Raw genomic sequence first — 24,850 nt, 5'->3', positions numbered from 1 at the left:
CCCACCCTGTGCGTGACCGCCTGGAATCCCGATCGCGAATGAATTCGCGCCTACCCAGCCGGCGGCGCTGCGCGCCGCTTGGCGACTGAAGTCGCCCCTACAGGACGCCGCGCCAGGCCGTCCATACGCACGGTCCCTCCCCCCATCACCCCACGAACAGGCGGTAGGCCGGGTTGTCGCTTTCGTCCCACCAGGGGTAGCCGATGGCGTCCAGCGCCCCGGGCAGCAGGTGCAGCTCGTGGTCGGGCACCTGCAGGCCGGCCAGTACGCGGCCGTCGGCGGCGCCGTGGTTGCGGTAGTGGAACAGGCTGATGTTCCAGCGCCCGCCCAGCTGGTTGAGGAAGTTCAGCAGCGCACCGGGCCGCTCGGGGAATTCGAAGCGCAGCAGGCGCTCGTGCAGGGCGCCGTCGGCGCGGCCGCCGACCATGTGGCGGATGTGCAGCTTGGCCAGTTCGTTGTCGGTCAGGTCCAGCACCGGGAAGCCCTGGGCCTGCAGGCCGCTCACCAGCGCGTCGCGCGGGTCGTTCTCCGGGTGGGTCTGCACGCCAACGAAGATGTGCGCCTCGGCCTCGCTGTGGAAGCGGTAGTTGAATTCGGTGATCTGCCGCCGCCCCAAGGCCTCGCAGAAGGCGCGAAAGCTGCCCGGGCGCTCGGGAATGGTCACGGCGATGATCGCTTCGCGCTGCTCGCCCAGCTCGGCGCGCTCGGCCACGTGGCGCAGGCGGTCGAAGTTGACGTTGGCGCCCGAGTCGATGGCCACCAGGGTGCGGCCCTCGCAGCGCTCGCGGGCCACGTACTTCTTGATCCCGGCCACGGCCAGGGCACCAGCCGGCTCGGTGATGGAGCGGGTGTCGTCGTAGATGTCCTTGATCGCCGCGCAGATTTCGTCGGCGCTGACAGTGAGCACCTCGTCCACATACTGGCGGCAGACCTCGAAGTTGTGCGCGCCGATCTGCGCCACGGCCACGCCGTCGGCGAACAGCCCCACCTGCTCCAGCACCACGCGCTCGCCAGCGGCCATGGCGGCCTGCAGGCAGTTGGAATCCTCCGGCTCGACGCCGATGACCTTCACCTCGGGACGCAGGTATTTCACATAGGCGGCGATGCCGGCGATCAGCGAACCACCGCCCACCGGCACGAAGATGGCATCCAGCTCGCCCGGCTGCTGGCGCAGGATCTCCATGGCCACGGTGCCCTGGCCGGCGATCACGTCGGGGTCGTCGTAGGGCGGCACGAAGGTCAGGCCCTGCTCCTCGGCCAGGCGCAACGCATGGGCCAGGGCCTCGGGGAAGGCATCGCCGTGGAGCACCGCCTTGCCGCCCCGGGCCAGCACGCCCTGGACCTTGAGCTCCGGCGTGGTGCGCGGCATGACGATGGTCGCCTCGATGCCCAGCTGGCGCGCCGCCAGGGCCAGGCCCTGGGCGTGGTTGCCGGCGGAGGCGGCGATCACGCCCCGTGCGCGTTGCTCGGCGCTGAGCTGGGACACGCGGTTGTAGGCGCCGCGGATCTTGAAGGAGAACACCGGCTGCAGGTCCTCGCGCTTGAGCAGCACGGCGTTGCCGAGGCGCTGAGACAGGCGCGGCGCCGGTTGCAGGGGCGTCTGGATGGCGACGTCGTAGACCGGCGCGCGGAGGATCTTCTGCACATAGCCCTTGAGCAGTGAGTCGGTCATGCCACGGCCTCCCCGGTGACGGCATCGAGCAGGTCGGTGCCATAGGAGTTATCCACGGCGCAGCGCCAGCTGTCGTCGGCCTGGCGGCGGAACACGTAGGTGGCCTTGCGTTCGAGGAACGACAGGAAGCCGTCGCTGGAGCGCCACTGGATGCGCGCACGGCCCATCACCAGGGCGGTGTCGCCGGTCTCCACCACCTGCAGGTCGCGCTGGCTGACCCAGAGGCTGTGCTGGAAATGCGCGGCGATGGCATCGAAGGCGCGGCGGATGCCGTCGCGGCCCTGGACGTTGAGGCCCGGGCGCACCACCAGCACGGCGTCGTCGGTGTAGAAATCCATCAGCGCATCGAAGCGCCCGGAATTGATCAGCTGGTCCGCCTGTTGCACGGCCTGGACGAGGGGGGAAGGTTGCATGGCGTCTCCTGCGGTTCGCTTGGGGCCCAGGAGACAGAAAGAAGAAACCCGCCTCGAGGGCGGGTTTCTTTGTAGGTACTGGTCAACCCGCCAAGTATGTAATGGCGGTAATAATCTGTTGGCGCAGCATCAGGGAGGTCGATTTCATGGGTCTGGAAATTATTCCTGCCGTTGCGCCAAGTCAAGCGTCGGTTTCAGGTGAGCAGTTCGGCGAAGGCCTTGTCCGCCTCCAGCACCGCCGGCAATGCCGCGAACAGCGCGTCCAGGTCCACGCCTTCCACCAGCGGGCCTTCCAGGGATTGCCGCGCCTCCTCGGTGGCGCCGCCATGGGCCTGCAGCGCCTCGCTGACCAGCACCGCCTGGGCGAGGATGCGCGGCAGCAAGGCATCGGCCGGCGCCTGCATCGGGCGCGCCTGGTAGGCGATGGCCTGCTGGATCACCGCCGGCAGCTGCCAGCGCCGCGCCAGCTCTGCCCCCACTTCCGGGTAGCCGAACCCCAGTTGCAGCGTTTCGCTGGCGGCACGCCCGGTGGCCCCGCCCTTGCCGCTGTTGAGCTTCTCGGCGAACTCGGGGGCGCCGGTCTGGATCAGCAGTTCGCCGATGTCATGCATCATCCCGCAGGTGAACGCCGTGTCCGGGTCCACGCCCTTCTGCTTGGCCAGCAGGCGGCTGATGCTCGCCACCTGGAAGCTGTGCAGCCAGAAGCCCTTGAGGTCGAAATTGGGCGATGCCTTGAAGGCGCCGGTCACGGCCGAAGCCATCACCAGGGTGCGCAGGGTGTTGAAGCCCAGGCGCATGGCCGCATCCTCGATGCTGGTGGACTCCCGCGCCCCGCGAAAGCGCGCGGAGTTGGCCAGGCGCAGCACCTTGGCGGCGATCACCGGGTCGAGGGCGATATTGCGCGCCACGCCATCCAGGCTGGAGGTGGGGCTGTCGAATTGCTGGATCAGGTCCTGCGCCACCTTGGGAATGCTGGGCAAGGTGTGCAGGTTGGAAAATAGGGCTTCTATATCCATGGGACCGCCTCCGTCATCGGCTTGAAAACCAAAGGATAGGCAAGTTTCCCAAGCCTGCCCGGCAGGCCGTCGCCCCGTGTGCGACGGCTCTGTATCAGGGCCTTTCCGGCGGCAGCGGTGCCGCTTCGTCGATGCGCTCCACCAACCCTTCGCGGATGCCGCCCCGGCGCAGCGGCTCGCTGACCTCGTCGTCCAGGTCGCCGATCAGCGCGGTGTCCGCCACCGGTTCCTGGTAGCGCGTCAGCTGCACCAGGGCCACGCCGGCCAGCAGCGCGGTGGCCACCTTGTAGGCCAGGGAGCTGATGTCGAAGTTCTGCAGGGTGCCGTCGTCCAGCCATAGGGAACCGATGCGCGCCAGGGCCAGGGCGGACTGCACCAGCAACAGCATCATCAGCGCCGCGCGCATCAGCTCGCGGCCGCGCAGGGCCCAGAGCAGGAACAGCGCCAGGCCGATCTGCAGGCCGCCGTAGTAGACGCGCACGTTGCTTACCGAGGTGGTTTCCATCAGCAGCATGCCGCTGAGGTTGGCCATCTCGTAGGGGCGGAACCAGTAGGCCAGGCCGAAACCCGCGAACACCAGGATCTGGACCACCAGAATCAGCCGGGCAAGTAGCATCGCCTTTCTCCTCCCGATCGGCAGCGATCTGCAAAAGACCCATCGCAGCGGGTTTCGTTCGCCCAACCCATCGCAAGGTCGGGGCCGCCGGGCCAGGGCCACGGCTAGGCTCTAGCCAGGACCATTCCAAGGAGTCACCCATGCTGCCGCCCCGCCTCAGCCTGCCGCTGCTCGCCATGCTGCTGGGCGCCTGCGCCGCGCCCCCCGACGACGGCGTCACCGTCGCCCCGGCCGCGCGCACCAGCCACTACATGACCTTCAGCATCCAGCCGGTGCGTGCCCCGGGGCACCGCCAGGACCTGGAAGAACGCTTCGACAACGCCCTGCACAAGGCCCTGGAAGCCAAGGGCTACCGCTACCAGGAGCACGGCAGCGACCTGACCATCATCTACGCCCTGGGCCTGGCGCCGGAGCCAGGCGTGACCATGCGACCGGTGGTCACCCCAGGCGGCGCCCTCTACAACCAGACCGAGCTGACCCAGGACGAACGCGCCCGCCTCGCCCTGCGCATCCTCGACGGCTTCGACGAGCGGGTGCTGTTCGAAGCGCAGATCAGCCGCCAGCTGCACGACCCCAAGCTCACCCAGCAAGGCTTCGACCGGGCCGTGGCCGAGCTGCTGAAGGACTTCCCCGCGCGGCCGGCGCCTTGAAACATCCCGCCCACCAAGGACATGACCGCTGCGTAGGGTGGAGGTCGCTTTTTACCTCCACCGAGCGGAGTCGGGATCGGCACGCGTATATACCGGGTTCGCACACACCGCTGTGCGGAGAATTTCGCGAATGAATTCGCTCCCACAAGGGAGGGGTTCAGCCCCGTAGGGTGGGCTTCAGCCCACCGATTCCCAACACGCGCCCACCCGGAAACCGGGAAAACTGACCCATATCAACCGGCGTACATCCCGTAACAGCCGCGGCGCGCAGCGCAGCGGCGACAGGCATAAGCTGTCGCCCATTCCACGTTCAGGAGCTTTCCCATGCGCCGCGCCCTTCTCGCCTCCCTGCTCTTCGCTCCCCTCTTCGCCCAGGCGGCGGAGACCGTTTCCATGGACGTCTACCGCGACCCCAACTGCGGCTGCTGCAAGGCCTGGATCAGCCACCTGCGGGACAACGGCATCCAGGTCAACGACCACGTCGAGCGCGACATGGCCTCGGTCAAGACCCGCCTCGGCGTGCCCCACGGCCTGGGCTCGTGCCACACCGGCGTGGTCGACGGCAAGTTCGTCGAGGGCCACGTGCCGGCCAGCGACGTGCTCAAGCTGCGCGAGCGCAAGGACCTGATCGGCGCTGCCGTGCCGGGCATGCCCATGGGCTCGCCGGGCATGGAGATGGACGGCATGCAGGACGCCTACCAGGTGATCGGCGTATCGGCGCAAGGTCAGCAGAGCGTGCTGGCCGAGTATCCGGCACACTAGCGCTCCCCTACCCCCACAACGCGGCCGCCCCTGGGCGGCCGCGCGCGTTTACGAGGAACAGCAATGGATTACTGGCAGGTCGATGTATTCGCAGAACGCGTGCTGGCCGGCAACGGCCTGGCGGTGTTCCCCGACGCCCGGGGCCTGTCGCCCGCTGCCATGCAGGGGCTGACCCAGGAGCTGCGCCAGTTCGAGTCGATCTTCCTCGAACCGAGCGCCCAGCCCGGCGAATTCGCCGCGCGGGTGTTCACCGTGGAAGAGGAGCTGCCCTTCGCCGGCCACCCGATCCTCGGCGCCGCCGCCCTGCTGCACCACCTGCACGCCCCGGGCGAGCACGCCGAATGGGCCCTGCAGCTGCGCGACAAGCGCGTCACCCTGGCCACCCGCCGCCAGGGCCAGGGCTTCTACGCGGAGATGGACCAGGGCATCGCCGAGTTCGGCGTCGAGCTGGACGCCCGCGCCGCCCAGGGCTTCGCCGCCGCGTTCAGCAGCGAATGGGACAGCCGCCACCCGCCGCAGGTGGTCAGCACCGGCCTGCCCTACCTGCTGCTGCCGGTGACCGGCGCCGGGCTGGCCAATGCCCGCCAGCAACGTCCGCTGGATGAAGACCTGGCGGCCATATGCGCCGCCTTCGTCTTCCTCCTCGACATCGACGCCCGCGAAGGCCGCACCTGGGACCCCCTCGGCGTGGTCGAAGACATCGCCACCGGCAGCGCCGCCGGCCCGGTCGCCGCCTGGCTGGTACAGCGGGGCCTGGAGCGCCGCGAGCAGGGCTTCGCCCTCAACCAGGGGCGTTTCCTCGGCCGCCCCAGCCGGCTGGATGTACAGGTCACCGGTGAGGGCCGCGTGCAGGTCGGCGGCGCCGTGCAACTGCTGGCCCATGCGCGCCTGCTGCCGGAGCCGGGCCGCCTCGGCTGACGACCGGGCTGGCGCACCCCGCCGCCAGCTACGACACTCAATGCCTCGACAAGAACAAGGATCGGCACATGCGCTGGCAACGTGCGAGACGCAGCGACAACGTGGTGGATGCGCGCGGCAGCGGCAGTGGCGGCATGCGCCTCGGCGGCGGCAAGAGCCTCGGGCTGGGCGGCATCGCCCTGGTGGTGGTGGTCGGCCTGCTCATGGGTGAAGACCCGCTGACCATCCTCGGCCAGCTCGCCGGCCAGGCCAGCCTCTCCACCGCGCCCCCTCATAGCGGCGCGCCACCGGGGGACGACCAGGAAGCGGAGTTCGTGCGCGCTGTGCTCGGCGATACCGAAGACACCTGGCAGGCCATCTTCCAGCAGGGCGGCCGCCAGTATCAGGACCCGAAACTGGTGCTGTTCAACGGCGGCGTGCAATCGGCCTGCGGCTTCGCCTCCTCGGCGGTCGGCCCCTTCTACTGCCCCGGCGATCGCCAGGTGTACCTGGACCTGGACTTCTTCCGCGAAATGGCCCAGCGCTTCTCCGCCGCCGGCGACTTCGCCCAGGCCTATGTCATCGCCCACGAGGTGGGCCACCACGTGCAGACGCTGCTCGGCGTCTCCGCCAAGGTCAATGCCGCGCGCCAGCGCGGCCAGAAGATGGAAGGCGCCAGCGGCCTGCTGGTGCGCCAGGAACTCCAAGCCGACTGCCTCGCCGGCGTCTGGGCCTTCCACGCGCAGAAACGCCTGGACTGGCTGGAGCCGGGTGACCTGGAAGAAGCCCTCAACGCCGCCAACGCCATCGGCGACGACCGCCTGCAGAAACAGGCACGCGGCCAGGTGGTGCCCGACTCCTTCACCCACGGCACCTCGGCCCAGCGGGTGCGCTGGTTCAAGACCGGCTTCGAGCGCGGCGACATCAACCGTTGCGACACCTTCACCGCACGGGACCTGTAGCCACCCGCCCCGTGCGGGGCCTTTGATGGGTTTCGCACGGCTCTTCCCATCCTACGAGCACTCCCCCGTAGGATGGGTAGAGCGAAGCGAAACCCATGCGGTATGCGGTCTTGGTGCGCTCCCGACCTACCGCGCCAACAGCAACAGCTGCGCGCAATCCTCGGCGTACCAATCGGTGAGCTCGGGCCAGGGGTTTTCCGGCAGGTTGACCAGCACCGTGGCGCTGCCGGCGGCGCGGCCGCAGTCGAGGTCGAAGCGGTAGTCGCCCACCATCACCATCTCGTCCGGCGCCACGGCCCAGCGCTCGGCCAGGTGCAGCAAGCCACCCGGGTGCGGCTTGGGCGGCGCCTCGTCGCGGCCGAGGATGTCGGCCGGGGCGAAGCAATCGTCCACGCCGATGGCCTGCAGCGTCAGCAGCGCCAGCTCGCGGGCGTTGCGGGTGAGGATGCCCAGGCGCACGCCGCATGCGTGCAGGTGGCGCACCAGCTCCACGGCACCGGCCGCCGGGCGTGCATTCAGCGCCAGCTCGCGCTCGTGCTCCAGCAGCCAGGCGTGCTTGGCGCGGGCCTCTTCCGCCGGCAGCGCGGCGAGGTGATGGAGGATGTCATCCTCCGGGGGAATCGCCAGCTCGCGGCGGATCGCGGCGAAATCGTGAACGGCAATCGTCAGGGTGCCATCCATGTCGAACACCCAATGGCGGAACTGCGCCAGGCCCATGTCTCTACTCCGGACGGTTCGGGAAACAGCGCGCCAGGGTACACCGTCCCGTCAGTAGTTGATGATCAGGGTCACGTTGTCGATGTAGGTGCCCACCGGCACGTTGGCCTGCGTGGGGTCGACGGTCACCTGGAAGTTCACCGTCTGCAGCAATCCCGTGCCTTTCTGCGACAGGTTCTGCGTGGTGGTCCACACCGTCGTCGTATTGGGGAAGTAGATGTTGTAGCCCAGGCGGTTGGCGCCGCTGGCCATGCGTCGCCAGGGCGCCTGGTAGTTCTGGCCGTTGTCGAAGCTGACCAGGTAACCCTCGTCGCTGGTGCAGGTCAGGGTGATGGCGCGGGTCACCGAGGCGAACTGGCTGACCAGCGCCTGGCTACCGAGGTCGACGTTCTGGTAGCTGTTCAGCGCACAGGCCTTGGTCACTACGATGGTCACGGTGCTGGTGGCGGTCACCCCGGTGCCCCAGTTGGTGGGCGCGCCGCAGAGGCCGAGCGGGCAGTTCTGGGTGACGCCGGGGCTGCGCTGCCAGGAGCAGGAGTTGAGCACGCCGGATTCGCAGATGGCGTAGCGCCAGGTGAACACCACATTGGTGGTGTAGGTGCCGGCGGGAATATTGGCCGCCTGGGCCTGGAAGTACAGGTTGATGCCGGTGCTGGCATTGGTCAGCAGCGCCAGCACCGCCAGGCTGCTCAGCTGCACCGTGGAGCCGGGGGTGATCTCGGCGCCGCCGTTGGTGACGAACACCTTCAGCGGAATGCTGTTGCCGTTGCCATCGCTGAGCACCGGCGCAGTGGACTGCAGCGTCACCTGTACATAGTTGGCCGCCAGCAGGGACAGGAAGGTCGCGCAGGTCAGCCCTGCGCCCCCCAGGTTGCCCTGGGCCGAGGCGTTCATGGTGAAGGAGCTGACGCTGCCCAGGCTCACCGCCGGGTTCACCGTGGTGCAGGCCGCCCACGCGCGCCCCGCACCCAGCCAGAGCAGCGCCAGTAGCAGCAGGGGGAGGATATTGCGCTTCGCATCCATGACTCGTTCCTCGTTCGTGCAGGTCAGCGACAGGTCAGCGGGCCGATCTGCGCCAGTTCCTCGTCCAGGCTCTTCAGCTCCACCGTCACCGCACAGTGGCTGCCGTCGGGCAGCTCCACGCGCAACGCGTTACGCAGCTCCAGCCCCTCGAAATACACCAGCCCGTCCCAGCCCACATAGGCCTCCAGGTCGCGCCCCTCGACCCGGGCGATGGCGCCGCGCGGCAGCACCTCGCCACGCACGTCGATCAGCAGGATGCTCGCCGCCACCACCCGCGCCATGGGGAACTCCAGCAGGGCGCCGCTGCCTTGGTGCACGGCAATCTCCTGGGAGACATCCGGGATACGCACGTTGCCCGGCAGGCCCAGGGGGTCGATCTCGTAATTGGCGCGGTAGTAGGACGGCACCCAGGGCACCAGCAGGTGACCGCGGCTGTCGGTGTAGCCCAGCAGCTGGTGCTCGAAGTTCACCGGCACGTCGGCGAAGCCCGAGGTGCTGACCAGCACGAAGGCGTCGTTGATGCGGTTGCTGGGGAACACCCCGCCGTCCATCCACACCAGCGAGCCGCTGATATCGCCCCACTGGGTGCGCTCGCCATCGTTGTCGTACACGCCCAGCTGCATCTGCGTATAAGGCGTGCGCCAGGTGACGTCGGCCTGCGTGTAGCGGCCGCCACCGGCGGCATAGCTGAGGTTGTAGCCGACGCCGCCCTGGCTCGGTGCGGTGCGCCCGTAGTTGACCCGCTCGCGGTACTTGCCGTTGGTGTCGCGCTCGACGCTGGCGCTGAAGGTGGAGAGCATGTCGAACGGCATGATCAGCTGCACCAGCGCCGAGTAGCCCGAGGTGCCCAACTCGCGGTTCATCGACACATACAGGCTGCTGTTGGCCCACAGGCTGCGCGACCAGGAGAAGTTCAGCACGCGGGTGCGCTCGCCGCTGCGGGTCTCGCTGGCGAAGTAGCCGATGCCGAGGCTGCCGATCTCCTCCGGGCTCACCGAGAAGGTCACCTGGTCGGTGCGCCGCGCCAGGCCCAGTTCCTCGCGGCCCAGCTCCAGGGCGCTCACCTGGCTGACGTCGACGAAGCCCGAGCTGCGCTGCACACGCTGGAAGGCGAAGCCGAACAGCGGCGAGTAATAGCTGTAGCCGAGGCTGGCCTGATGGCCGCGCAGGCCCTCATAGGTGCTCTGGGAAAACGAAGTGCCGAGGGTGCCCCAGTTGCCCAGGCCGAAGGTGCCGCCGAGCCCGCCCAGGCGCAGTTCCTCGCCCAGCTCGGCGTGGCTCTCCAGGGTGAAGGCGTCGCTGATGCCGTAGCGGAAGGTGCCGCTGCTCACCGTGCTGCCATAGGCGAAGCTCTTCACGCCGTAGTCTTCGCGCAGCTTGCCCACACCCAGGGAGTAGTCGTACAGGCCCTTCTGCAACAGCGTGTTGGTCACGTAGAAGGGCACGTCGGTGGACACCTGGCGCCCCAGGGCGTCGGTGGTCACCACCGTGGCGGTGCCCGCGCCGCTGATGTAGGGCACGTTGCTCACGGTGAAGGGGCCGGGCTGCAGGTCGTCGCTGCTGACCCGCGCATTGTTGATGAACAGGTCCACCGTGCTCGGCACCGCGGCATCGCCGCTGAAGCGCGGCAGGGGGTAGGTGACCAGGTCCGGGCGCAGGCCGAAGTTACGCGACACCTGCACGCCGCCCACCCGCACCGCGCTGTTCCAGGTCAGCGCCCCGGTGACCAGGTCGCCCACCTGCAAGGTGCGCAGGCTCTCCTGGTCGTTGAGGGTCCACAGGGTGTCGTAGCGCACGTAGCCGTCCCCCTCGCCCTCGCTGTCGCCGAAGCTCTTGCGGTACACGCCCGTGTTGCCCAGGGTGCCGCGGCTGCCGAACAGGCGCTGCTCCAGCCAGGTGCTGGCGTAGCGCTGCCCGGCATCGCTGTCGGTGTAGTAGAGGTCGTAGTTGAACAGCGCCCCGAAGTCGGCGCGGGCCGGGGTGCGCGCATACACGCTGGTATCACCCACCTCCTGGCGCGGCAGCCACTCGCTGGGCAGCGTCAGCTTCAGGCGTTGCAGCTCCTGGTCGTACTCGCTGCCCAGGCCCTCGATGGCATCCAGCGCCTGGGGCCCGCTAGCGCCCTCGGGCAGGCGCACGCCAGCGCCACGCAGGTCCTCGGCCTCGACCCAGTAGCGGCCAGCACGGACGATCACCGGCACCACCTTGTCGGTAGGCATCTCGTTGACCACCAGCTCCAGGTAGAGGGTGTACTCCCCCGGCGCCGCGCCAGGGTCGGTGGCCGCCGGCTCGCCCGGGCCCGGTCCTGGGCTGGAGTCGACGGGCGCAGCTGCGGCGGCCTCGGCGGGCGGCGGGTTGGGCTCGGCCGCCCAGGGCGCTCCGCCCAGCAGCAGAACGAGCAGCAGCCCGCCCCACAGGCGCCATGCCCATGCCGTTGTGTTGCGCCCGTTGCCCCCAATATGCGCCATCCTTCGGCAGTCGCCCGGCCGCTGTTCAATGGGCCGGTATCGGCTGGGGCTCGGCCTGCTCGTTGATCCGCGCCTCCAGCACGAAATTGCCGCTCGGCGCCCGCTCCGGCAGTTGCCAGCGCATCTGCGCGCCGGGCAGCACGTAGCCCAGCAGGCCATCGGCGATCAGTGTGCTGGCGCCCCCCTGGCGCAGCGATACCTTGGACAGCCGGGCATGGGCCGGCCCCTGGTTGCTGAGGAACAGGTAGCGCCGGCCTCCTTCCTGGCGCACCTGATAGCTGAGCCTGGGCTGCAGGATCTGCACCCCCTCGCGGGGCTTGGCGCCGCTCACCGGCTCCGGCCCCGCGCCACCGCCGAACACGAACAGCGGCACCGAATAGCGCATCTGGAATTTCACCCCCAGCTGCGGGTCCACCTGGGCATCCGGGCGCAGCATCTCGTCCACCAGCACCCGGTAGGCCTGCTCGGTGCCGGCCGGCGCCGGCTGGGTGGCGATCAGGCGGATCATCTGTCGCTTGCCCGGGGCGATGGTCACCACCGGCGGGCTGCCGATGATGGTGCGCTGGGCGTCGAGCTGGTCGTCGAAGTTGCCCTGGCGCCAGGTCATCACCCGCACCTGCAGGTCGACGGGTTGCTGGCCACGGTTCTCCAGCCACAGCGCGGCGGCCTTCTGTTCGGCCTCGATGGTCGGGTTGATCGGCCAGATCAGCACCGAGCTCGCCGCCATGGCCGTGTTCGCCGCCGTCAGGCCCAGCCCCAGCAAGGCGGCGATGACGCCGGTGCGCAGGCCATGTCCTAGGGCGGTTCGGTGCATGGGCTTCCCCTTCTCAATAGGTCACGGTGACGGTCACCGTGTCGTTGTAGATCCCGGCGCTGGGCATGGTCGCCACCGCGAACAGCCGTGCATACACCGGGTAGGACTGGGTGCCGCTGGTGGCGCTGTAGGTCAGGCTCATGGCCGTGGCGCCGTTGCTGCCATCCCCCCACACGGCGCTGTAGCCGGCGTCCTTGTACAGCTGGTAGCGCAGGGTCTCGGCGCCCTTGATCATGTAGCGGCCGCCGGTGACGCTGGCGGTGTTGAGCCCGGCGTTGAGGGCGATGCTCAGCGAGGTGCCGGGTGTGCACTGCAACTGGATGGAGCCGTTGCCCACCGTGCTGACCCGCGTCACGTCGCTGGGCAGGGTGCTGACCTGGCCGAAGTTGATGCTGCCGTAGGTGGTCACGTCGCTGCTGCCGCTGCCCAGGATGCAGCCGGCGGTCACCGCCGCCTTGATCTCGAACAGCTGGGTGATCTGCAGCTCGTTGAGGCCCGTGTCGGCGAAGCAGCCCAGGCCCGGCAGCAGGGCCAGGCTGGCGACCAGGGGCCGGCGCAACATCACCAGCTCACCGTCACGGTGACGGTGTCGGTGTAGGTGCCCGACAGCGGCGCGGCCTGCACCGGCACGCGGCCGTACACCGGCAGCAGTTGGTCCTGGCCGTTGCCGGTGCCGGTGACGCCGATGCTGTTGTCCCACACGGTGGCGTAGGTGGCGGAGGTGTAGAGGTTGTAGCTGACCTGGGCCGCCGAGGGCCCGGTCATGCGGCGGGCATTGACGTTGCCGCTGCCGCCGGCGCTGATCAGTACGCGATAGGGGGTGCTGGTCAGGCAGTTGACCCGCAGTGCGCCGGCTCCCGCCGTGCCAACCACGGTGACCTGCGCGGCGAGGTTGAAGTGGGTGCCAAAATCCAGGGTGCCGAACTGGCCGAGGGTCGCCGGTACCGTGCTGCCGGCGCTGCAGGCCGGCAGGACTTCAGCGGCTATTCCGATGGTGGCGCTCTTGCTGGCGGCATGGATCGACGGACAGACCGTCGTCGAAACCATCAGCACCAGCCACATCCACTTGCTGTCGCAATGGCAGACCATGGCGGTTCCTGGCTGTGAGTCTTACTTCCGTGTCGCAGTGGTCATTGCCGGGCGCCGGGCCCGGTCACAACGCTTACCAGGTGATGGTCACCTGGACGGTATCGGTGTAGGTGCCGGTGGCGGGTGTCGTCTGCGGCGGTACGCGGCCATACACCACCAGCTCCTGGTTGGCGCCGGTGCCGGTGGCGGCCAGGGCCGTGCCGCCGTTGCTGCCGTTGCCCCAGAGCGTGGTGCGCGCCGCCTCCTTGTAGAGGTTGTAGGCGATCACATCGGTGGCGCCGGCACTCATGTTGCGCTGGTTGCCGGTGGCATGCAGGCCCGAATCCAGCGCCACCGAATAGTTGGTGCCGATGGTGCAGGTCACGCCGAACGAACTGCCCGCCGAAGCCCCCACGGACTGGGCTTCGATGATGCTGTTCAAGCTCGGGTAGGTACCGAAGGCGATGCTGCCGAATGTGTTCGCACTGCCGTTGTTACTGCCGTTGTTCACGGTGCAACCGGCGCCGATCACGAGCTGCACACCCAACTGCCCCTGGACCGTCCCGGCGGCCTCGAGCGTAGAAGAGAGAGGCAGAAGTACGAGGGACGAAATCAAAAACTGAGCGCGGTTCATTATGAAAACTCCTACAACACCCAAGACTCCACGAGCACTTGCGTACCAATGAATGGGACCGTAGTAGAAATTCGGCGGCGTTCAAAAAGCTGAAGGTGCCAGCACGCTGGCGCAACGTGCCATCACAGGGCCTACAGGGCTTAAAACCTATGTATTGGCGGGGCTTTCAGGGCTTTGTAGGAAATAAGAGGAAGTATAAATAGCGTTTTACTTACGCAACAAAGAGCAAATAGCCAGTATGTGTTTTTAAACGCATTAGCACTGTTCGAGCGGGTTTAAATTGCGATTGGCAATAAAGATTTGTGAGGATTCTCCTACAGCAAATCGCCTAATAACATCGACCCGTTGGAAATATTTCACTCAGGGTCTTACAGCGGGATTAACCAACGACTTGCGGTAGCTTGAAGGCCGTTCCCTACGCGACAACTGCATTGCCGTCCTACAGGACCGCTCAGTAGCTTCTCGCCCCGTCATGGCCTTGGTCATGACCGGGATTAGAGACCCCGAAATCCAAAACACGCATCACACGCCATAGCAGAAAGACGGTCCCCTCGGGTTCCGGCTTCCTGGCCGTCTATGGCGGACCGTGCGGGACGGGCGTATGCCCATCCGGTTTGCGTGTTTGCCGGGGTCTCTAGCCCTGCACGGTCCGCCACCCTTCCCCTCGGTGGCGGCTCCACGTCCAGCACAGGAGTTCTGGAACATGCGAGCCATCCAGTCGCAACAGCGCATCACCTGCCGCCCCTCCACCCCGGAGGCGCGCCATGACTGACTACCGCATCGCCACGCGCTTCATCCGCTACCGCCGCCCCCTCAACGTCGTGCTGATCGACGGCCTGCCCTGGTTCTGCTGCCGCGACCTCGCCCGCCTCACCAACAGCCGCCTGGACATGCGCCTCACCGCCAAGCTCGACGCCGACCAGTGGCGCCAGGAAACCCTGCGCCACGAGGCCGGGCAATTCACCGACGAGCTGCTGGTTAACGAAAGCGGCCTGCACAGCCTGCTGCTGGTGAACTTCTACCACCCGGAAAACCGCAGCTTGCGCCAGTGGATCACCCAGGAAGTGCTCCCCGCCCTCCTCGACGGCCAACGCACGCCCGACCACCAGCCCCGTCGCCGCCTGCTGAAATGGCAGGGCCACCACCAGGTCAACCTCATGGAATGGCAAGGCCAATGGTGGATCCGCTACGAAGACATGCCCCGCGTCCTCGGCCAGAGCGAGGCATTGAAGCAGCAGTTGTCCTGAGGCCAGCCGTGGGGACGCCTGGGGATACCGAGGTGATGGGTTTCGCACGGCTCTACCCATCCTACGAAGCACCTGCAAGGCACACGTAGGATGGGTAGAGCGCAGGGAAACCCATGCGGTGCAAAACTCGCCCAGGGTGCAGGCCGGGAACACCGATTGGTGGATGAAAAGAGCGTCATCCACCCTACGCGAGCCCGCTCGCCGTGGGGCACCGGGGCATTCCGGGCGTAGGGTGGACATCGCTTTTCATGTCCACCAACGGAGTCGGGCCATACGCCGTGGCCCACTCGGCGGAGCGCTTCGCGAGCAGAGCTCGCTCCTACGGGGCGGCGCGGGGAGTTACTTCCAGTCTTCGCGCACGCGGGTCAGCCCTTCCTGGGCCACCGAGGCCACCAGCTGGCCGGCGCGGTTGAAGATGCTGCCGCGAGAGAAGCCGCGGGCGTTGCCGGACCAGGGGCTGTCCATGGAGTACAGCAGCCAGTCGTCCGCGCGCAGGTCACGGTGGAACCACAGCGAATGGTCGAGGCTGGCCACCTGCATGAACTTCTGCCACACCGAAACCCCGTGGGGCAGCATGGCGGTGGTCAGCAGGCCGAAGTCCGAGGCATAGGCCAGCACGTATTTGTGCAAGGCGCGGATGTCCGGGAGGTTGCCGTCGGCGCGGAACCAGACGTACTTGATCGGCTCGCCGGGCTTGGGGTCGTAGGGGTTGTTGGCGGTGACCGGGCGGATTTCGATGGGCTTGTCGCAGAGGAACTTGTCGCGCATGCGCTCGGAGATCAGGTGGGCGTTCTGCCGGGTGAGCTCCAGCTCCGAGGGCAGGTTCTCCGGCCCGGGCACCTGGGGCATGGTGATCTGGTGCTCGAAGCCGTTCTCGTCGGCCTGGAACGAGGCGCTGCAGGTGAAGATCGGCTGGCCCTTCTGGATCGCCGTCACCCGCCGGGTGCTGAAGCTGCCGCCGTCGCGCACCCGGTCCACGGTGTAGACCACCGGCAGGGTGGCGTCGCCCGGGCGCAGGAAGTAGCCGTGCATGGAGTGCACGTGGCGCTCCTCTTCCATCGTCTGGCTGGCCGCCGACAGCGACTGACCGAGCACCTGGCCGCCGAACAGCTGGCGGAAGCCCAGGTCCTGGCTGGTGCCACGGAAGAGGTTCTCCTCGATGGATTCGAGGCTCAGCAAGGCGACCAGATCATCCAGCACCTGGGTCATGTGGGGTATCTCCTCTGCAAGGCGGCTGCCCCGTTCAAGGTCGGGGTCGAGTTCATTCAGGATAGGCCGGTGCCGTCGTCAGGCGCTCATCCCAGCGGGCGCGGCCAAGGGTGAAATGGTAAAGACTTTGCCAGCGGCTGTCGGCAAGTCCGAGCAATTCGTGCACCGCATCGTCGAAATAACAGCCGATGCCGACTCCACCGCTCGCCGGGCGATGCCTGATCCGCGTGGTGCGCATGGGCCTCATCGCTCATGGCCGCTCCAGCCAATCCTGGCGGTGGATGCGGTAGAGGATGTGGCGGCGCAGCGGGTGACCGACTTCCACCTTCGGGTGCTCGAAGTCGCCGGCCTCGTCACGGGTCATGCCGATGCGTTCCATCACCGCGCTGGAGGCAGTGTTGGCCGGGGTGGTGAAAGCCACCACCTGGGCCAGCTGCAGGGTGTCGAAGGCGCAGGCCAGGGCCGCGCGCGCCGCCTCGCTGGCGTAACCCTGGCCCCAGTGGGCGCGGGCCAGGCGCCAGCCGATCTCGGTGGCCGGGGTGAAGGGCGCCTCGAAGCCGACCTTGCCCAGCCCGGTGAAGCCGATGAATTCGCCGTTGTCCTTGCGCTCCAGGGCCCAGAGGCCGAAGCCGTGTTCGGCGGCGTGGGCGCGGGCACGCTGGATCAGCGCGGCGGCCTCCTCGCGGCTCTGGGTGCCGGGGAAGTAGCGCATCACCTCGGGGTCGGCGCAGAGCGCGGCCAAGGGATCGAGGTCGTCGTCGCGCCAGGCGCGCAGCAACAGGCGTGGGCTCTGCGTTTCGATGGGCATGGTCGGTTCCTCCAAGCGTGGTGGTGCTTACGGCATGGACAGCCAGCGGGGTACTCTTGCGCCCCGGCCGATGAAAAATAGCTCCGCATTATGCCTTTGCCGCTGGTCTACCACGACGACTACAGCCCGCCCTTCCCCGACGGGCACCGCTTCCCCATGGAGAAGTTCCGCCTGCTGCGCGACCACCTGGTGGACAGCGGGCTGGTCCGCGACGAGCAGCTGCTGCGCCCCGAGCTGTGCCCGGCCGACATCCTCGCCCTCGCCCACTGCCCCGACTACATCGCCCGCTACCTGCAGGGCGAGCTGGCCCACGAGGACCAGCGCCGCCTCGGCCTGCCCTGGAGCGAGGCCCTGGCCCGGCGCACCATCCGCGCCGTCGGCGGCTCGGTGCTGGCCGCCGAGCTGGCCCTGGAGCACGGCCTCGCCTGCCACCTGGCTGGCGGCACCCACCACGCCCATTACGACTTCCCGGCGGGCTTCTGCATCTTCAACGACCTGGCGGTGATCAGCCGCTACCTGCTAGCGGCCGGCCGGGTCGGACGTGTGCTGATCTTCGACTGCGACGTGCACCAGGGCGACGGCACCGCGCGCATCCTCGCCGACACGCCCGAGGCCATCACCGTGTCCCTGCACTGCGAGAAGAACTTCCCCGTGCGCAAGGCCGAGAGCGACTGGGACATCCCCCTGCCGATGGGCATGGGCGACGCCGACTACCTCAGGGTGGTGGACGACGCGTTGAACTACCTGCTGCCGCTCTACCAGCCCGACCTGGTGCTCTACGACGCCGGCGTGGACGTGCACCAGGACGATGCCCTGGGCTACCTGAAGCTCACCGATGCCGGCGTCGCCGCCCGCGACGAAGCGGTGATGCGCCACTGCCTGGGCCGCGACATCCCCGTGGTCGGCGTCATCGGCGGCGGCTACAGCAAGGACCGCCAAGCCCTCGCCCGCCGCCACGGCATCCTCCACCACAGCGCCGCCCGCGTCTGGCACAGCCAGGGCCTCGCCTAACCCGCCACAACGCCGGCGTAAGACGGGGCACAGGATGGCCGTAGAGCGCGGCGTAGAGCGAGCCGTAGGGTGGGCGTAGGGTGGGCCGGGCGGCGCTCCGCTTCAGCCCACCGAATACACCCAAGTCCACCCCCACCCACAACTCTCCCCAAACACCCTCTCACCACTCCCCCTGCACCCCCACAACCCCCAATCCCCGCCGCCCTCACAGAATCATGGCCACCTGCTAGCAGTCGTTTCGTGCCACTGCTAGAGTCGCCGCTTTCCCCCACAAGGATGTCTCCATGGAAGTCCATGCCTACCAGGCACCCAGCGCCAACCTCGAAGCGGAAAGCGTGTTCTGCCGCAACTGCGGTTCCTCCATCACCCCGACAGCGCAGACCTGCCCGCGCTGCAACGCCGACCAGAACCTGAACTCCAAGAGCAAGATCGTCGCGGGCTTCCTCGCGCTATTCCTAGGCGGCCTCGGCTTCCACCGTTTCTACCTGGGCCAGTGGTGGGGGCTGTTCTACCTGCTGTTCATCGGCACCGGCATCCCCAGCCTGATCTCGCTGATCGAGGCCATCGTGTTCTTCTGCACCAGCGACCAGACCTGGAACGCCAAGTACGGCCGAACCAAGGGCAGTGCCTGGCTGATCGGCCTGGCGGGCGGCTTCGCGCTGCTGTTCGTGATCGGCACCCTCGCCGCCATCGCCATCCCCGCCTACCAGCAATACGTGGAGCGGGCCAAGGCTGCCCAGGCCCGTATCGAGCAGCAACACCAGCAACAACCGCAGGCCGAGCCGCAACTGCGCCAGCAGCAGCAGTGAGCCCGCCGGGCGCCGCCCCGTGCGGCGCCCATGCCCGCTGGCGAGGCCTGCGCTAGAATGCGCGCCAGCCCAACCTCGCCAAGCCCGCCATGACCCAGAATTCCCTTCCCGTCGCCATCATCGGTGGCGGCCCCGCCGGCCTGATGGCCGCCGAAACGCTGGCGCTCGCCGGCGTGCGGGTCGACCTCTACGACGCCATGCCCTCGGTGGGCCGCAAGTTCCTCCTGGCCGGTGTCGGCGGGATGAACATCACCCACTCCGAGCCCAGCGACGCCTTCCTCTCCCGCTATGCCGAACGTCGCGACGATGTGGCCGCGCTGCTGCACGGCTTCGGCGCCGAGGAGCTGCGCGCGTGGATCCACGGCCTGGGCATCGACACCTTCGTCGGTACCTCCGGCCGCGTGTTCCCCACCGACATGAAGGCCGCGCCGCTGCTGCGCGCCTGGCTCAAGCGCCTGCGCGAAGCGGGCGTGGCCATCCACACCCGCCACCGCTGGCTGGGCTGGGACGCACAGGGCGACCTGCGCATCGTCACGGCGGAGGGCGAACGCAGCGTCGCGGCCCGCGCCACCCTGCTCGCCCTGGGCGGCGGCAGCTGGGCGCGCCTGGGTTCCGACGGCGCCTGGGTGCCGCTGCTGGAAGGCCGTGGCGTCGCCATCGCCCCGCTGCAACCGGCCAACTGCGGCTTCGAGGTGGAAGGCTGGAGCCAACTGCTGAAGGACAAGTTCGCCGGTGCGCCGCTGAAGACCGTGGCCCTGCGCCTGGACGACGAGCCGCCCCGCCCGGGCGAATTCGTGCTCACCGCCGGCGGCATCGAGGGCAGCCTGGTCTATGCGCTGTCGGCACGCATCCGCCAGCGCATCACCCGCGAAGGCAGCGCCACGGTGCACCTGGACCTGCTGCCCAACCACCCGCTGGAGAAGGTCATCAAGGCCCTGGCCAAGCCGCGCGGCGCGCGCTCCATGGCCAAGCACCTGCACAGCCAGCTGGGCATCGACGGGGTCAAGGCCGGGCTGCTGCGCGAGCTGACCCCAGGCGAGGTGTTCACCGACCCGGCGCGCCTGGCCGCCGCCATCAAGGCATTGCCCATCACCCTGGTGCGCCCGCGCCCGCTGGATGAGGCCATCAGCTCCGCCGGCGGCGTGCCCTTCGAAGCCCTCGATGACAAGCTGATGCTCAAGGCCCTGCCCGGCCTGTTCTGCGCCGGCGAGATGCTCGACTGGGAAGCCCCCACCGGCGGCTACCTGCTCACCGCCTGCTTCGCCAGCGGCCGCCGCGCCGGGCTGGGCATGCTGGAGTGGCTGGCCCGCTAGACGTCAGGCCGGCAACGGCCGCTCGGTGGCGCTCTGCTCGCGCAGGGTTTCAAGGAAGCGCTGCAGCACCGCCGAGTCATCCCCCGCCCGGTAGATGGCGTACAGCGGCACCTCCGGCAGGGGCGGCTGCAGGCGGCGGAACACCACCCCGGCCGGCGCCAGCTGCTCCAGCGACGCCGGGAGCAGCGCCACGCCGAACCCCGCCTGGACCAGCCCGAGCAGCGTCTGCACCTCGATCACCTGCTGCAGGATCAGCGGGCTGAAGCCCACCTGCACGCAGCACTGCACGAGGAAGTTGGCGAAGCTCGACTGGTTCAGCTCCAGGGTCACGAAGAACTCCCCCGCCAGGTCGACGGGCGCCAAGGTCGCGCGCTGGGCCAGCGGGTGCTCCGCCGGCAGCACCGCGCGCAGGGGTTCGTAGAGCAGCAGCTCGTTGCGCAGGCCGGGGTCGTCATGGCCGACGCGGAACACGCAGACGTCGATGCGGTGCTCCTTCAGCGCCACCAGCTGCGCCGCCGGGGTCATCTCGTGCAGGCGCCAGCGCACGTCCGGGTAGCGGGTGCGGAAGCGGTGCAGCGCCTTGGGCAGCACGCCGACCATCACCGAGCTGATCATGCCGATCTCCAGTTCGCCCAGCTGGCCACGGGCGGTCTGGCGGGTGAGGTCGAGCGCGCGGTTCAGCTGCTCGAACACCAGCGGCACCTGCTGCTTGAGGGTGCGGCCGGCTTCGGTCAACTCCACCCGGTGATGGCTGCGCTCGAACAGGCGCGTGCCCAGGGACTCCTCCAGCAGGCGTATCTGCTGGCTCAGGGGCGGTTGCGACATGTGCAGCCGGGTGGCCGCACGGCCGAAGTGCAGTTCATCGGCGAGCACCGAGAAATAGCGCAGCAGTCGTAGGTCCATGCAGCCTCCGCAAGCCGTTCAGTCCACCCCGTTCAGCCCAGGCCATCCAGCGCCAGCGGCGTGTCCCGCAGGCGCTTGCCGGTGAGCCGGAACACCGCGTTGGCGATGGCCGGCGCCACCGCCGGGCTGGCCAGCTCGCCGATGCCGCCGGGCGTGTCCCGCGCGCCTTCGAGCAACTGGATGTCCAGCGCCGGCATGTCCGACATGCGCGCCACCCGGTAGTCGTGGAAGTTGCTCTGCACCACCTGGCCCTGGCGGATGTCGAGGCGGTCGAACAGCGCATGGCCGAGCCCCCACATCAGCCCGCCCTGGAGTTGCTCCTCCACCCCGCCGGGGGACACCGCCAGGCCGCAATCCACCACGCAGGTGAGGCGCTCCACCTGCACCGTGCCGTTGCGCCGGGCCACCTGGGCGATCACCGCGATGAAGCTGCCGTAGCCCTGGTTGGTGGCGATGCCCAGGGCCGAGTCCGCCTCCGCCGCGTGGCCCCAGCCGGCGCGCTTCGCCGCGGTGCGCAGCACCTCCACATGGCGCGGCCGTTCGTGCATGTGCGCCAGGCGGAAATCCAGCGGATCGCGGCCGCCGGCCTGGGCCAGCTCGTCCATGAAGCTCTCCACCGCGAAGACGTTGGGGATGAAGCTCACCGAGCGGTACCAGCCGCTGGGCACGCCGCTTTCGTGGCGCAGCCAGGCCAGGTCCAGGTGCGGCGCGCGGTAGGCGAAGTCGAAGGCGGAGATGGCCTCGGTGGTGCTGTAGTCCATGTGGTCCGGGCGCTCGAAGTAGCCCGGCTCCCACATCTCCGGCGAGGCCGGAGACACCGCGCGCAGCCTGAGGGCCTGCAGGGCGCCCTCGCCATCCAGGGCCCCTTCCAGGCGGTGCAGGGTGGCGGGGTGGCCGTAGAGGGCGCGCATCTCGTCCTCACGGCTGTTCATCAGCTTCACCGGCACCTTGGCCTGGGCGGCCAGGTAGGCGACCTCGAACAGCCAGTACTTGGCCTCCCGCGCGCCGAAGCTGCCGCCGGAGACCATCTCGTCGATGTGCACCTTTTCCGGCGGCAGGCCGCAGATCACCTCGGCCGCCTCCATGGCGAAGGACGGCACCTGCACGCCGCCCTTGAAGGTGATCCCGCCCGCGTCGAGCCAGGCGATGATGCACACCGGCTCCAGGGGGTTCTGCATCTTGCCGGGCATGCGGTAGTCGGCCTTGATCACCCGCCCGGCGCCGCCCAGGGCCGCAGCGGCGTCACCGGCCTGCAGCGTCGGCACCGGCGCGGCGCCGGCGGCTTCCAGTGCCTTGGCCTGGGTTGCGGCCAGGTGCTCGCTGTCGAAATCCTCCAGGCCGCCCTGCCACTCCACCACCAGCGCGGCGCGCCCCAGCTTGGCGGCCCAGTAGTCGTCGGCGAGCACCGCCACGCCTTCCTGGTTGCCGCCGAGCACCTTGTCCTGCGCGGGGATGCGGATGACCCGGTGCACGCCGGGCACCTTCAGCGCCGCGCTGTCGTCGATCCTCGCCACCCGGCCGTTGACCACCGGGCTGCGCTGCACCACCGCCACCCACATGCCCGGCACCCGGGCGTCGATGCCGTACTCGAAGCGCCCGCGCACCTTGTCCGCCGCGTGGCGTTTGTGGCGCAGCTTGCCGATGTAGCGGAACTGCGCCGGGTCCTTGAGCTTCACCTCTTTGGGCGCCGGCAATTGTGCGGCGGCGTCGGCCAGCTCGCCGTAGCCCGCGCGGCGGCCGCTGGCGGCATGCAGCACCTGCCCGCCCCGGGTGGTGCAATCACTGGGCGCCACGCCCCAGCGCAGCGCCGCAGCCTCTACCAGCAGGGTGCGCGCGGTGGCGCCGGCCTCACGCAGACGCCCGTATTCCAGGGAAACGCTGGTGCTGCCGCCGGTGGAAAACACCTTCCACAGCGGGTGCCGGTAGGCCTCGAAGAAGGGGTTCTCGGGGGTGATCACCTGCACCTCCAGCGGGTCCAGGTCCAGTTCCTCGGCGACGCAGGCGGCCAGCGCGGTGTGGGTGCCGGTGCCGGAGTCGTGCTTGTGCACCACGATCCTCACCGTGCCGTCGGCCAGCACCCGCACCCAGGCGTTGGGTTCGAAGGGCGCCGTGGTCCCGGCGGCCGTGCCGAGTTCGCGCCCGGCCTGGGCGCCGCCCAGGTGGAAGCCGATGGCCAGGCCCGAGGCCAGGGTCGCCGAATGCTTGAGGAAGGTGCGCCGCGCCAGCGGCCGGGCCAGGCTCATGTGGCGTCCCCCTGTGCCGCGGCGGCACGCTTGATGGCCTTGCTGATGCGCGGGTAGGTGCCGCAGCGGCAGATGTTGCCGGCCATGGCCGAGCGGATGGTGTCGTCGTCGATGGCGGTGCCGGAGGCCAGCAATGCCGCCGCCGACATCAACTGGCCGGATTGGCAGTAGCCGCACTGGGGCACGTCCTCCTCGACCCAGGCGAGTTGCAGCGGGTGGTCGCCCTCGGCGGACAGCCCTTCGATGGTGGTGATCGCATGGCCCGCCGCAGCCGCCAGGGGGAACTGGCAGGAGCGGATCGGCGTGCCGTCCAGGTGCACCGTGCAGGCGCCGCAGAAACCACCGCCGCAACCGAACTTGGTGCCGGTCAGGTACAGGCGGTCACGCAGGACCCAGAGCAAGGGCGTGGACGCCAGCGTGTCTTCCAACTGATGGCGTGTGTCGTTCACCACGATCTCGATCATGCCGGGCGCTCCTTGAACTGAGGCGAGAATTCGCGTGTAGTCGTGCCGCCCCATAGTGGGTGGGAGCTGCGGCGCCAGCCAGCGACGATTTCCGCCAACCCGTGTAAGCAGGACTTACAGCCATGTACAAGCGATACCCGTCGCTGCAGTCGATGAGCGCGTTTCTCCAGGCCGCCCGTACCGGCAGCTTCTCCCAGGCCGCCCGCGACCTGGACCTCAGCCACAGCGCCGTGAGCCAGCAGATCCGCACGCTGGAAGAATTCGTCGGGCAGCCGCTGTTCCTTCGCGAAAAGGGCCGCAGCAGCCTCACCGATGCCGGCCAGCTGTTCGCCGGGATGCTCGCCGACGGCCTGATGCAGATCGACAAGGCACTGTCCTCGGTGAGCCACCGCGAGCTGCCCCGGCGCCTGACCCTGGACGTGGATGCCGAGCTGGCGCAAAGCTGGCTCAACGCCCGCCTGCCGGCGCTGCTGGAGCTGTTCCCCGGCCGCGAGATCCTCTTCCTGTCCATGCCGCGCCTGGAGCGCCAGGCGTTCGAGCGCGTCGACCTGAGCCTGCGCTACGGCTACGGCGAGTGGCAGGACTGCGAGTTCGCCCCCATCTGCGACGACCGCGTCACCCCCGTCGTCTCCCCGGCGCTGCTGCAACGCCATGGCCTGATGGCCCCCATCGAGCCGGCCGAGGTGCTGAAGCTGCCGCTGCTGGGCTACTCGCGGCGCTCGTGGATCCCCTGGCTCGACGCCGCCGGCCTGGAACCCACCGAGCCCGCGGCGGTGATGGTGTTCGACAACGTCGCCAACCTGCTGGCCGCCGCCGAGGCCGGCACCGGCGTGGGGCTGGTGCGCGGCCTGCTGGCCGCCGATGCCCTGCGCGAAGGCCGCCTGGTGCGCCTGACCCGCACCAGCATTCCCGCGCACTACAACCTCTACGCCCTCTGGCCCCACGGCGGTGGCGAGAAGGTTGCGCCGATGATCGCCGCCATCCGCGACATGGCGGCGAGGACGTTCGCGGCGATCGGGTGAGCACCTGGAAGCCCGATCGCGAATGAATTCGCTCCCACCGGAAAAGCGGCGGCGCTGCACGGACATGACCGCTGTGTAGGGTGGATGGCGCTTTTTCATCCACCAGGCG

25 protein-coding genes and 1 pseudogene are annotated in these 24,850 nt (G+C 68.7%); 9 read left to right on the top strand and 17 right to left on the bottom strand.

Translation table 11 applies throughout. The features are described 5' to 3' along the window. Window positions 1-145: 145 nt before the first annotated feature. From ilvA to ACXI0U_RS01530, 4 genes are all read right to left on the bottom strand, one after another. Entirely contained in the window at window positions 146-1,672 is a 1,527-nt protein-coding gene (ilvA, locus tag ACXI0U_RS01545) for a threonine ammonia-lyase, biosynthetic (RefSeq protein ID WP_265170481.1), read from the bottom strand. Next, window positions 1,669-2,085, bottom strand: coding sequence for a YybH family protein (locus ACXI0U_RS01540; RefSeq protein ID WP_479549630.1), 417 nt, complete (start codon window positions 2,083-2,085; stop codon window positions 1,669-1,671). The genes ilvA and ACXI0U_RS01540 overlap by 4 nt, the downstream gene beginning before the upstream one ends. Window positions 2,086-2,279: 194 nt before the next feature. After that, window positions 2,280-3,101: an HDOD domain-containing protein gene (locus tag ACXI0U_RS01535; RefSeq protein WP_021218822.1), complete on the bottom strand. Its 822-nt coding sequence runs from the start codon at window positions 3,099-3,101 to the stop codon at window positions 2,280-2,282. A 94-nt stretch (window positions 3,102-3,195) separates the two neighbouring features. Continuing rightward, window positions 3,196-3,717, bottom strand: coding sequence for a DUF4345 domain-containing protein (locus tag ACXI0U_RS01530; RefSeq protein WP_479549629.1), 522 nt, complete (start codon window positions 3,715-3,717; stop codon window positions 3,196-3,198). A 140-nt stretch (window positions 3,718-3,857) separates the two neighbouring features. On the opposite strand from ACXI0U_RS01530, the gene ACXI0U_RS01525 reads away from it, so the two are divergent. The 4 genes from ACXI0U_RS01525 (at window position 3,858) to ypfJ (ending at window position 6,988) form a co-directional block, all read left to right on the top strand. Then, window positions 3,858-4,367, top strand: coding sequence for a DUF4136 domain-containing protein (locus ACXI0U_RS01525; protein ID WP_021218824.1), 510 nt, complete (start codon window positions 3,858-3,860; stop codon window positions 4,365-4,367). 324 nt (window positions 4,368-4,691) lie between these two features. After that, a complete protein-coding gene (locus ACXI0U_RS01520; RefSeq protein ID WP_184492082.1) occupies window positions 4,692-5,129 on the top strand; it encodes a DUF411 domain-containing protein in 438 nt (145 codons plus the stop codon). Between the two features lie 63 nt (window positions 5,130-5,192). Continuing rightward, entirely contained in the window at window positions 5,193-6,047 is an 855-nt protein-coding gene (locus ACXI0U_RS01515; protein WP_431483420.1) for a PhzF family phenazine biosynthesis protein, read from the top strand. A 68-nt stretch (window positions 6,048-6,115) separates the two neighbouring features. Beyond that, entirely contained in the window at window positions 6,116-6,988 is an 873-nt protein-coding gene (gene ypfJ, locus ACXI0U_RS01510) for a KPN_02809 family neutral zinc metallopeptidase (RefSeq protein ID WP_479549628.1), read from the top strand. 126 nt (window positions 6,989-7,114) lie between these two features. On the opposite strand, the gene ACXI0U_RS01505 is transcribed toward ypfJ, so the two are convergent. From ACXI0U_RS01505 to ACXI0U_RS01475, 7 genes are all read right to left on the bottom strand, one after another. Continuing rightward, on the bottom strand, window positions 7,115-7,705 hold the full coding sequence (locus ACXI0U_RS01505; RefSeq protein ID WP_271660003.1) for an HAD family hydrolase: 591 nt from the start codon (window positions 7,703-7,705) through the stop codon (window positions 7,115-7,117). A gap of 51 nt (window positions 7,706-7,756) precedes the next feature. Continuing rightward, window positions 7,757-8,728, bottom strand: coding sequence for a Csu type fimbrial protein (locus ACXI0U_RS01500; RefSeq protein WP_374979863.1), 972 nt, complete (start codon window positions 8,726-8,728; stop codon window positions 7,757-7,759). Between the two features lie 23 nt (window positions 8,729-8,751). Then, on the bottom strand, window positions 8,752-11,196 hold the full coding sequence (locus tag ACXI0U_RS01495) for a fimbria/pilus outer membrane usher protein (RefSeq protein WP_479549627.1): 2,445 nt from the start codon (window positions 11,194-11,196) through the stop codon (window positions 8,752-8,754). A gap of 25 nt (window positions 11,197-11,221) precedes the next feature. Beyond that, window positions 11,222-12,010, bottom strand: coding sequence for a fimbrial biogenesis chaperone (locus ACXI0U_RS01490; protein ID WP_021218831.1), 789 nt, complete (start codon window positions 12,008-12,010; stop codon window positions 11,222-11,224). Window positions 12,011-12,023: 13 nt separating this feature from the next. Next, window positions 12,024-12,572: a Csu type fimbrial protein gene (locus ACXI0U_RS01485; RefSeq protein WP_021218832.1), complete on the bottom strand. Its 549-nt coding sequence runs from the start codon at window positions 12,570-12,572 to the stop codon at window positions 12,024-12,026. Continuing rightward, window positions 12,572-13,099 carry a Csu type fimbrial protein gene (locus ACXI0U_RS01480; RefSeq protein WP_265170474.1) on the bottom strand — a complete coding sequence of 176 codons (528 nt, stop codon included), beginning with the start codon at window positions 13,097-13,099 and terminating at the stop codon, window positions 12,572-12,574. Before ACXI0U_RS01480 ends, ACXI0U_RS01485 begins: the two co-directional genes overlap by 1 nt. A gap of 73 nt (window positions 13,100-13,172) precedes the next feature. Next, window positions 13,173-13,619: a Csu type fimbrial protein gene (locus ACXI0U_RS01475; protein ID WP_271659998.1), complete on the bottom strand. Its 447-nt coding sequence runs from the start codon at window positions 13,617-13,619 to the stop codon at window positions 13,173-13,175. Window positions 13,620-14,476: 857 nt separating this feature from the next. Here ACXI0U_RS01475 and ACXI0U_RS01470 point away from each other — a divergent pair. After that, window positions 14,477-14,959 (top strand): BRO-N domain-containing protein, encoded by a 483-nt coding sequence (locus ACXI0U_RS01470; RefSeq protein ID WP_021218835.1) that lies wholly within the window; start codon window positions 14,477-14,479, stop codon window positions 14,957-14,959. A 339-nt stretch (window positions 14,960-15,298) separates the two neighbouring features. Here the strand turns inward: ACXI0U_RS01470 and tesB are convergent, their stop codons facing one another. The 3 genes and pseudogenes from tesB to ACXI0U_RS01455 form a co-directional block, all read right to left on the bottom strand. Further along, window positions 15,299-16,168: an acyl-CoA thioesterase II gene (gene tesB, locus ACXI0U_RS01465; RefSeq protein ID WP_184492074.1), complete on the bottom strand. Its 870-nt coding sequence runs from the start codon at window positions 16,166-16,168 to the stop codon at window positions 15,299-15,301. Between the two features lie 52 nt (window positions 16,169-16,220). Then, window positions 16,221-16,367: pseudogene (locus ACXI0U_RS01460) on the bottom strand (hypothetical protein); the annotation flags it as partial. Window positions 16,368-16,418: 51 nt separating this feature from the next. Further along, a complete protein-coding gene (locus tag ACXI0U_RS01455; RefSeq protein ID WP_431483417.1) occupies window positions 16,419-16,976 on the bottom strand; it encodes a GNAT family N-acetyltransferase in 558 nt (185 codons plus the stop codon). 90 nt (window positions 16,977-17,066) lie between these two features. On the opposite strand from ACXI0U_RS01455, the gene ACXI0U_RS01450 reads away from it, so the two are divergent. From ACXI0U_RS01450 to ACXI0U_RS01440, 3 genes are all read left to right on the top strand, one after another. Then, the gene (locus ACXI0U_RS01450; protein ID WP_350447821.1) at window positions 17,067-17,987 is read left to right on the top strand and encodes a histone deacetylase family protein; all 921 of its coding nucleotides are present in this window, start codon (window positions 17,067-17,069) and stop codon (window positions 17,985-17,987) included. Between the two features lie 284 nt (window positions 17,988-18,271). Then, a complete protein-coding gene (locus ACXI0U_RS01445; protein WP_479549626.1) occupies window positions 18,272-18,796 on the top strand; it encodes an NINE protein in 525 nt (174 codons plus the stop codon). 89 nt (window positions 18,797-18,885) lie between these two features. Continuing rightward, on the top strand, window positions 18,886-20,109 hold the full coding sequence (locus ACXI0U_RS01440; protein ID WP_479549625.1) for a TIGR03862 family flavoprotein: 1,224 nt from the start codon (window positions 18,886-18,888) through the stop codon (window positions 20,107-20,109). Between the two features lie 3 nt (window positions 20,110-20,112). On the opposite strand, the gene ACXI0U_RS01435 is transcribed toward ACXI0U_RS01440, so the two are convergent. From ACXI0U_RS01435 to ACXI0U_RS01425, 3 genes are read right to left on the bottom strand one after another with little or no spacing between them, the layout of a single operon-like run. After that, entirely contained in the window at window positions 20,113-21,012 is a 900-nt protein-coding gene (locus ACXI0U_RS01435; protein WP_316925445.1) for a LysR substrate-binding domain-containing protein, read from the bottom strand. A 32-nt stretch (window positions 21,013-21,044) separates the two neighbouring features. Further along, a complete protein-coding gene (locus ACXI0U_RS01430; RefSeq protein WP_479549624.1) occupies window positions 21,045-23,255 on the bottom strand; it encodes a xanthine dehydrogenase family protein molybdopterin-binding subunit in 2,211 nt (736 codons plus the stop codon). Then, window positions 23,252-23,719: a (2Fe-2S)-binding protein gene (locus ACXI0U_RS01425; protein ID WP_431483413.1), complete on the bottom strand. Its 468-nt coding sequence runs from the start codon at window positions 23,717-23,719 to the stop codon at window positions 23,252-23,254. The genes ACXI0U_RS01430 and ACXI0U_RS01425 overlap by 4 nt, the downstream gene beginning before the upstream one ends. Before the next feature lie 122 nt (window positions 23,720-23,841). On the opposite strand from ACXI0U_RS01425, the gene ACXI0U_RS01420 reads away from it, so the two are divergent. Then, on the top strand, window positions 23,842-24,741 hold the full coding sequence (locus ACXI0U_RS01420) for a LysR substrate-binding domain-containing protein (protein ID WP_431483412.1): 900 nt from the start codon (window positions 23,842-23,844) through the stop codon (window positions 24,739-24,741). The last annotated feature ends 109 nt before the right edge of the window (window positions 24,742-24,850 follow it).

The sequence above is a fragment of the Pseudomonas sp. C9D1 genome (assembly GCF_056491235.1).
Note: the sequence above shows the minus strand (reverse complement) of the source record. Positions and strands in the feature narration are given on the sequence as shown.